The following is a 7,724-nucleotide window of genomic DNA, read 5'->3' on the forward strand; positions in this document are numbered from 1 at the left end:
GTGTTCGATTATCGTTTAAATAAACTTGGGAAAATTGTATGAAGTCAATCTTGAATGACGTAGCAGGATGATGAAATTTCATGTAAAATAATAGTAAAAATATGTAAAGGAGGGGATAGTGTGGATGTGTTTTTGAACATTGCTGAGGAAAAAATTCGTCAAGCAATACGGAATGGTGATCTTGATAATATTCCGGGACAAGGAAAACCACTACAATTAGAAGATCTTTCAATGGTACCTCCAGAATTAAGAATGAGTTATAAAATCTTGAAAAATGCAGGCATGATTCCACCAGAAATGGAAATGCAAAAAGATATATTGAAAATAGAGGATTTAATCGCTTGCTGTTATGATGAGGCAGAGAGAAAGGAATTACAAGAAGAGTTAACGGGAAAAACACTGCGCTTTCAGCAGTTAATGGAAAAGAGAAAGATTAAAGATAGTTCAGCATTTCGTATGTATCAAGATAAAGTATTTCGTAAATTACGTTAAGAGGGATAAGATGAGTAAATTTGAAACGATAGAAGAATTAGCAACATATATTGAAGAACAACAATTAGTACTTCTATTTATTAAAACGGAGAATTGTGGCGTTTGTGATGTTATGTTACGGAAAGTAAATTACGTATTAGAGAATTATGATTACGTAGAGAAAGTAGAGATATTACTTCAAGACATGCAAGAGATTGCAGGGCGGTATTCAGTACTTACAGGGCCGACAGTTTTATTATTTTATAATGGGAAAGAAATTCTTCGTGAATCGCGCTTTATTTCACTTGAAAATATTGAGAGAGTACTTCAGTTGTTAGAAAAATAAGGGAGGTTTTTATATGGGGTTTGTTATAGCGGCATTACTATTTTGTGTTTTAATTTGGATGATTGCAGCATCAGTTAGATCAAATAAACGAAGAGTAAATCTTACTAAAAAGAGTAATACACATAGTACGTCTAACAGTTCATCACCACTATTTTTCTTTGCGGGATCTGATAGTGATAGTTCACATGATGGTGGCTCGCATGATTGCGGAGGGTCTTTTGGCGGAGATAGTGGAGGTAGCTGCGGTGGTGGCGGGGATTGATGAGAATACGCCTTATATGGGCGTATTTCTTTTTAAACAAACGTTTGATTAGTTGGCTTACATATACATAACAACAGCTAAACAAACATTTGTTTAAATTTTATAAATGTAATAAGGGGAATGGAAATGGGAAGGGAACCGAAAGTAAAAAACAAAGGGAAAGTAGCATTATTCTTATTAGTTGCTGGAGGTGTATTTCTTGTTAAACTTGGGCTTAAATTTGGAGCGATACATGCCATTCGAGTTTGGTTTGAAAATACATTTTCTTAAATAAAGAAGAGGACGCAAATCAAAAGGAGTTAACCAATTCTTTAATTTCGAAATAAGTATCGTGAGGGAGCATGTTTGCTCCCTTTTTCTATGGGAATCTTTTGACAATGAAATGTACCAACTATATACTGATGTTGTAAAAATAATTTTACAGGTTAGGAGAAAGATGTGAAAAATCAAATCTATGAATTACGCACTGAAAATAATATTTCACAAGGTGCATTAGCTGATAAGTGTAACGTATCAAGACAGACGATAAATGCAATTGAGAATAATAAGTATGATCCAAGCTTAGCGCTAGCATTCCGGTTAGCAGAAGTATTAGGAACAACTGTCGATAAACTATTTTTGTACAAGTTGTAGAGTTTTAAATTGTAAGACGTTATCGCTAAAAATAAAGAAAAAGATCCTCTTCTCGCTTGAAGAGGATCTTTTTCTTATATTGTTTTAGTTTTCGGATTAGGTGGTGTAACGGACGTATCATTTTCGGGTACTCTAGTTAATAAGAATCCACCGATAATAAATAAGACAATAATACTAAGGACACCAGCGTTTGTTTTTCCTGTTAATTGTGTTGTGACACCAACTAATACCGGACCCATAATTGCTGCGAATTTACCAAAGATATTATAAAATCCGAAGAATTCATTTGCAGATTCTTTCGGTACTAGTTTTGCGAAATATGAACGGCTAAGTGCTTGAATACCGCCTTGAGAAGTGGCAACTAACATTGCTAAAATCCAGAAATCAAACGTCGTTTTTAAGAAATAAGCATATGTGCAGATAATGATATAAATAATAATACCGACATATAGCATTTTTTTACCGGTAAATGTTTCCGATAGTTTTCCATACAATAAAGCGAATGGACAAGCGACAATTTGTGTTACAAATAAGATGATTAATAGGTTAGTTGCACTAATACCGAGATCTGTTCCGTAAGCGGTAGACATAGTGATAATTGTATCGACCCCGTCAATGTAGAAAAAGTAAGCTATTAGGAACATAAATACAGTTTTATATTCTTTAATATTTTTAAAAGTATTAGCAAGGCGCTTGAAACTCATTGCAATTGGTCTTGGGTGACGTTCAATATAGTGTGTTTGCTCTACATTTTTTAGCATTGGTATCGTAAATAGTCCCCACCAAAGAGCTGTTATTGCAAAGGAAATTTGACTAGCAATTCCGACTGATAAGGGGATAGTTCCTTTTTGAGCAAGAATAATAAGAGCAATACAACCGATAAAAGGAATTGTGCTCCCAATATAACCTAATGCAAAACCTCGCGTAGAAATTCGGTCCATTCTATCCCCAGAGGTAACATCTACTAAAAATGCATCATAAAAAATATTTGCTCCAGCAAAGCCAACTAATGCGAGCATATAGCATCCTAGTAATAAGTACCACTGAGATGTTGGAACAACTGCTAGCATACTTGTAAATATAATACCAAGCCCAAAGAAAAATGTGAAAAATCGTTTTTTAAATCCTTTATAATCAGCAACTGTGCCGAGAATAGGAGCGAGTATAGAAATTAAAAGTGTAGCGAACGAGTTTGCATATCCCCAATAGGCTGTTGAAGTTGCACCAGATAGTCCAGCTTCTTTTGCAGCTGCTTTAAAGTAAATTGGAAATAATGCAGTTGTAATGACGAGCGAATATACCGAGTTAGCCCAATCATATAATATCCAGCTTTTTTCTTGTCTGGACATTTTTTTCATATAATGTTCCCCCTTAAATTTGTTCTACTAACAGTGTACAAAAATAAAAATTATAAAAAGAGAAACAGTGATGATTTTTACATAACTTTTACATATATACACAGTTCTTTACAATTGAAGTAAATCCTCTACAATTGCTCCGTCTGTTTCACCTAAGTGCAAACCGAGTAACCTAGCAATAGTCGGACCTTCATCAATCAGTCTCATATACGGGATTGTAACCCCGCTTCGAATGCCTTTCCCAGCAGCCATAAAAATTGTTTCATAGTTAGGTTTTGTTGGGGAATATCCGTGTGTTCCAAATGTATATTTCTTACTAGAAGTAACATCTTTTTTAGTAATTTCTTTTATGAAATCACCTGTATAATTTTCAATGAAGTAATAACCTTCCATGGCTTCTAGCATAAATAAGCAATTACCATCAGCACCACGTTCTTTTGTATCTTCATCATGCAGAATAAATTCAATTCCATTTTGTTTATCCTGAAGAAGCTCTTCAAGAAGAAGTTGAATCTCTTTAATCGTTTCAGTATCATTTTTATCTTTTACATGTACGTAGGCAGATCCATCACAGCTTTGACAATAAGCTTTCCAATCTAGTAACTTTCCACTTTTATTTACGGATATAAGTCCTTTTTGACGGAATAGGACATTTAGTTGGATTGCTTTGTTTTCACTTAAAGCGCTATGATCGCCAAGTGCAATAATTGTACTCTCTTCGTATATCCCGCTTTCTTTTAATGCATGAATAATTTTTCCTAGACGTTCGTCGTGTCTATGGATTGCAGCTACTGTTTCCTCGGACTTGAAGCCATGGTAATGTCTTTGAGTATCTAAATCAGTAAAATGTACAAACATAACATTAGGCTTTTTCGTCTGAATTGTATGTACGGCAGAAGCAAGGACGAAATCATCAAGCTCAGGCTGTGACAATCCATTTCGTATATGGCCGAAACGACGATTTAAATCTAATTGATATAGCGGGCTACCGCTAAATAATGAAACTAAAATTTGATTTTGCCACGGTCTATTTGGAAAAATTTCTGGTAAATTGTAATCGATATTTGCTCTTCCAGTAACAGGCCATAGAAGGGCTGCTGTCGTTAAATTTGCTTTGCGTGCTTCATCGTATAGAGTTGTTCCTTTAATGGATTTTCGGTACCAATGCCAATCAGGTGACTCGCGTCCTGGTTGAAGTAATGTATTGCTAACTACGCCATGTTTATTAGGATAGTTTCCAGTAACGATTGTTGAGTGACTTGGATATGTTACAGAGGGATAAATGGGTTCTACTTTTTTCGCAATTGCGCCCTTTTTTATTAAATTTTGGAAATTAGGAAGTTTTTGTAATATAGGAAAATCTAAAGCTGATAGGCAATCAAAAGATAAAATAATGACGTGATTTGTTAATGCTTTATCCATAAAGTTTCCCTCCTGATTATATAAAACCTATTCTTATATATTACTATTAATACCTAGTAATAAAAATATATTTTTGAATAAAATTTTATTATTTATTTTCAGAAAAATCAAACATATAATAAGTATAAGGGAATGAATGGAAGGAGGGAATACTATGGATTGGCTAGATGGATTTAGTATCTTTTACATCATTGGTGGAATCACGATTCTCCTTGTATTTTTTATTTCATATTTACTCAAAAAACGTTTTCCAGACAAACAGTTTGATATTATATTTGCACTTAGTTTAGTACTTCTTTGTTTAGCGTTCTTTCCTGTAACAATGATGGCTATTGGCGGATGGGAAGGAATGGGATATGGATTTATTTGTTTCTTCGTTCTACTTGGTACACTTATCGGTATGGTTGCACATCAACTTGTAAAGATTTTTCGAAAGAGCTACGTATAAAACTGCAGAAAATGAAAAGAATATATTAAAGTAAGAAAATTCACTCTTGTTTTGGGGTGAATTTTATATTATGATTATCAACAAATTTATTTCGTTATAACGATGAAAAAGGACTAGTACATGTCCAACCTTTTTTGTAGAGAGAGAATCCGTTAGGCTGAAAGATTCTTAAAAGGGCGATATGGAACCTACCTTTGAGTTCTGCATATGCAGCGGGAATTTCCCGTTATCAAAAAGAGAGCATGCACAATTTTTGTGTATGAATCAGGGTGGTAACGCCGACAAAGCTCGGTCCCTATTTAGGGGCGCGGGCTTTTTTGTATTTTCTAAAAGGAGGAAGAGTGACTATGGCAAAAGAACAAGTACAAGCCATTACGAAGATGGAAGAGGACTTTGCTCAGTGGTATACCGATATTGTAAAAAAAGCGGAGCTTGTTGATTATTCAAGTGTGAAAGGTTGTATGATTTTACGTCCATACGGTTATGCATTGTGGGAAAATATGCAGAAAGTGATGGATGAAAAATTAAAAGAATCTGGTCATGAAAATGTGTACATGCCAATGTTTATTCCAGAGAGTTTATTACAAAAAGAGAAAGATCATGTTGAAGGATTTGCTCCTGAAGTAGCATGGGTTACTCATGGCGGGGATGAGAAATTGGCGGAAAGACTTTGTGTACGCCCTACATCTGAAACTTTATTTTGTGAGCATTTTTCAAAAATTGTTCAATCATATAATGATTTACCAAAGTTATATAACCAGTGGTGTTCAGTAGTTCGTTGGGAAAAAACGACGAGACCATTCCTTCGTACAACTGAATTTTTATGGCAAGAAGGTCATACGATTCATGAAACGGCAGAAGAATCTCAAACTGAAACATTAAATATTTTAAATTTATATGCTTCTTTCTGTGAAGAGTATTTAGCAATTCCAGTTATTAAAGGGCAAAAGACAGAAAAAGAAAAGTTTGCAGGAGCGAAGGCGACTTATACGATTGAAAGTTTAATGCATGACGGAAAAGCGCTTCAAACAGGAACATCTCATAATTTTGGAACGAATTTCTCAGAAGCATTTGATATTAAGTTTTTAGATCGTAATGGTAAGTGGCAATACGTACATCAAACATCTTGGGGTGTATCAACAAGAATGATAGGTGGACTTATTATGGTTCATAGTGATAACAACGGACTTGTAATGCCACCGAAAGTTGCACCATTACAAGTTGTTATCGTACCTATTGCACAGCATAAAGAAGGCGTTTTAGAAAAAGCAACAGAGTTACAAGGGCGTATTCAAAAGGTTGCGCGAGTAAAAATAGATGCTAGTAATAAAACACCTGGCTGGAAATTTAATGAGTATGAAATGAAGGGTGTTCCAATTAGATTAGAAGTTGGTCCAAAGGATATTGAAAAGAATCAAGTTGTACTTGTAAGGCGAGATACGAAAGAAAAAGAGTTTATAGCAATGGATCAATTAGAAGAGCGCATCCCATCATTACTTGAGGAGATTCATCATTCTTTATTTAGTAAAGCAAAAGTATTTAGAGATGAGAGCACTTATAGTGTGACGAATATCGAAGAGATGAAAAAAATAGCTGATGAAAAACAAGGCTTTATTAAAGCGATGTGGTGTGGAGAACTAGCTTGTGAAGAAAAACTAAAAGAAGAAGTTGGAGTATCTTCACGTTGTATTCCGTTCGAACAAGAAAGTTTAGCTGACGAATGTATTTGCTGTAGTAAAAAAGCGAAGCAGATGGTGTATTGGGGAAAAGCGTATTAATACTCTTTCTGCTAGATGACAAAAAGGACTTTGGATTGCATAATAAAATACAATCCAAAGTCCTTTTTAGTTGTATCCCGCATTAACGGGCAGTAAAACTCCCACTTCAAAATTCGGCTGGAGCAAAGAAGTTAGGTGGGAGTCGGGCTGCCCGTAAAAGCCCGATTGGTGAAGGCTAATAATCAGTGGGGGATGAACAAAATCCCCACTGATTAAAGTTTCGCTTTATAATTTGTTTCATGTATTTTTTAGATGGAAGGATGATGTTTTTATTTTGCGTTTTTACGACGAATAAATAGTAACACACCAATTAGGAATGTCGAAAGACCAATTAAAATAGATGCAGGATAATGCGTTGCAGTATTAGGTAACTTATCGCCTTGTTTTACTGAATTGTCTTTTCCGTTACCGTTATCGCTTTGAGAGCCGCTATCGCCTTTAACACGGTTGCCGCCTTGAGAGCCGTTATCACCTTGAGAACTGCTATCGCCTTTAACACGGTTGCCACCCTGAGAGCCACTGCCACCCTGAGAGCCACTGCCACCCTGAGAGCCATTGCCCCCAGAGCCACTGCCCCCAGAGCCACTGCCCCCAGAACCACTGCCGCCAGAGCCATTGCCACCAGAGCCACTGCCCCCAGAACCGTTGCCCCCAGAACCGTTGCCGCCAGAGCCACTGTCACCAGAACCGTTGCCGCCAGAGCCGTTGCCGCCAGAACCACTGCCGCCAGAGCCGTTGCCGCCAGAGCCATTGCCGCCAGAACCGTTGCCGCCAGAACCATTGCCGTCAGAACCGTTGCCACCAGAACCACTGCCGCCAGAACCACTGCCGCCAGAACCACTGCCGCCAGAACCACTGCCGCCAGAACCACTGCCGTCAGAACCACTGCCGCCAGAACCACTGCCGCCAGAACCACTGCCGCCAGAGCCGTTGCCGCCAGAACCACTGCCGCCAGAACCACTGCCGTCAGAACCACTGCCCCCAGAACCGTTGCCGCCAGAGCCGT

The 7,724-nt window shown here is 37.1% G+C and carries 10 protein-coding genes and 1 other annotated feature; of the genes, 7 read left to right on the plus strand and 3 right to left on the minus strand.

Going from position 1 to position 7,724, the window contains the following annotated elements:
* Positions 1-120 precede the first annotated feature (120 nt).
* From CQZ94_RS16860 to CQZ94_RS16880, 5 genes are all read left to right on the plus strand, one after another.
* Entirely contained in the window at positions 121-492 is a 372-nt protein-coding gene (locus CQZ94_RS16860) for a DnaJ family domain-containing protein (RefSeq protein WP_105586291.1), read from the plus strand.
* Positions 493-502: 10 nt separating this feature from the next.
* Positions 503-817, plus strand: coding sequence for a thioredoxin family protein (locus tag CQZ94_RS16865; protein ID WP_105586292.1), 315 nt, complete (start codon positions 503-505; stop codon positions 815-817).
* A gap of 13 nt (positions 818-830) precedes the next feature.
* The gene (locus tag CQZ94_RS16870) at positions 831-1,079 is read left to right on the plus strand and encodes a hypothetical protein (RefSeq protein WP_002113671.1); all 249 of its coding nucleotides are present in this window, start codon (positions 831-833) and stop codon (positions 1,077-1,079) included.
* A gap of 126 nt (positions 1,080-1,205) precedes the next feature.
* Positions 1,206-1,349 carry a histidine kinase gene (locus CQZ94_RS16875; RefSeq protein WP_105586293.1) on the plus strand — a complete coding sequence of 48 codons (144 nt, stop codon included), beginning with the start codon at positions 1,206-1,208 and terminating at the stop codon, positions 1,347-1,349.
* A 168-nt stretch (positions 1,350-1,517) separates the two neighbouring features.
* Positions 1,518-1,712, plus strand: a complete 195-nt coding sequence (locus tag CQZ94_RS16880) for a helix-turn-helix transcriptional regulator (RefSeq protein WP_000795763.1) — start codon at positions 1,518-1,520, stop codon at positions 1,710-1,712.
* Between the two features lie 74 nt (positions 1,713-1,786).
* Here the strand turns inward: CQZ94_RS16880 and CQZ94_RS16885 are convergent, their stop codons facing one another.
* Together CQZ94_RS16885 and CQZ94_RS16890 are read right to left on the minus strand one after the other, a co-directional pair.
* Positions 1,787-3,070 (minus strand): MFS transporter, encoded by a 1,284-nt coding sequence (locus tag CQZ94_RS16885; protein WP_105586294.1) that lies wholly within the window; start codon positions 3,068-3,070, stop codon positions 1,787-1,789.
* Between the two features lie 108 nt (positions 3,071-3,178).
* The gene (locus CQZ94_RS16890) at positions 3,179-4,492 is read right to left on the minus strand and encodes an alkaline phosphatase family protein (protein WP_105586295.1); all 1,314 of its coding nucleotides are present in this window, start codon (positions 4,490-4,492) and stop codon (positions 3,179-3,181) included.
* A 154-nt stretch (positions 4,493-4,646) separates the two neighbouring features.
* Between CQZ94_RS16890 and CQZ94_RS16895 the strand changes: the two genes are divergently transcribed.
* Both CQZ94_RS16895 and proS read left to right on the plus strand, forming a co-directional pair.
* Positions 4,647-4,940 (plus strand): YesK-like family protein, encoded by a 294-nt coding sequence (locus tag CQZ94_RS16895; protein WP_142395854.1) that lies wholly within the window; start codon positions 4,647-4,649, stop codon positions 4,938-4,940.
* 93 nt (positions 4,941-5,033) lie between these two features.
* Positions 5,034-5,240: a binding site (T-box leader), on the plus strand.
* Positions 5,241-5,287: 47 nt separating this feature from the next.
* The gene (proS, locus tag CQZ94_RS16900) at positions 5,288-6,718 is read left to right on the plus strand and encodes a proline--tRNA ligase (protein ID WP_105586297.1); all 1,431 of its coding nucleotides are present in this window, start codon (positions 5,288-5,290) and stop codon (positions 6,716-6,718) included.
* 269 nt (positions 6,719-6,987) lie between these two features.
* Here proS and CQZ94_RS16905 read toward each other — a convergent pair.
* A partial coding sequence (locus CQZ94_RS16905; RefSeq protein WP_142395855.1) for an LPXTG cell wall anchor domain-containing protein occupies positions 6,988-7,724 on the minus strand: 737 nt, incomplete at its 5' end.

It is taken from the genome of Bacillus sp. MYb209 (assembly GCF_002975175.1).
GTDB lineage: Bacteria > Bacillota > Bacilli > Bacillales > Bacillaceae_G > Bacillus_A.

Excerpts from the sequence above, each read along its gene's own strand:
- CQZ94_RS16865 (WP_105586292.1), top strand. The coding sequence starts at position 503 with ATGAGTAAATTTGAAACGATAGAAGAATTAGCAACATATATTGAAGAA.
- CQZ94_RS16870 (WP_002113671.1), top strand. The coding sequence starts at position 831 with ATGGGGTTTGTTATAGCGGCATTACTATTTTGTGTTTTAATTTGGATG.
- CQZ94_RS16875 (WP_105586293.1), top strand. The coding sequence starts at position 1,206 with ATGGGAAGGGAACCGAAAGTAAAAAACAAAGGGAAAGTAGCATTATTC.
- CQZ94_RS16885 (WP_105586294.1), bottom strand. The coding sequence starts at position 3,070 with ATGAAAAAAATGTCCAGACAAGAAAAAAGCTGGATATTATATGATTGG.
- CQZ94_RS16890 (WP_105586295.1), bottom strand. The coding sequence starts at position 4,492 with ATGGATAAAGCATTAACAAATCACGTCATTATTTTATCTTTTGATTGC.
- CQZ94_RS16895 (WP_142395854.1), top strand. The coding sequence starts at position 4,647 with ATGGATTGGCTAGATGGATTTAGTATCTTTTACATCATTGGTGGAATC.
- proS (WP_105586297.1), top strand. The coding sequence starts at position 5,288 with ATGGCAAAAGAACAAGTACAAGCCATTACGAAGATGGAAGAGGACTTT.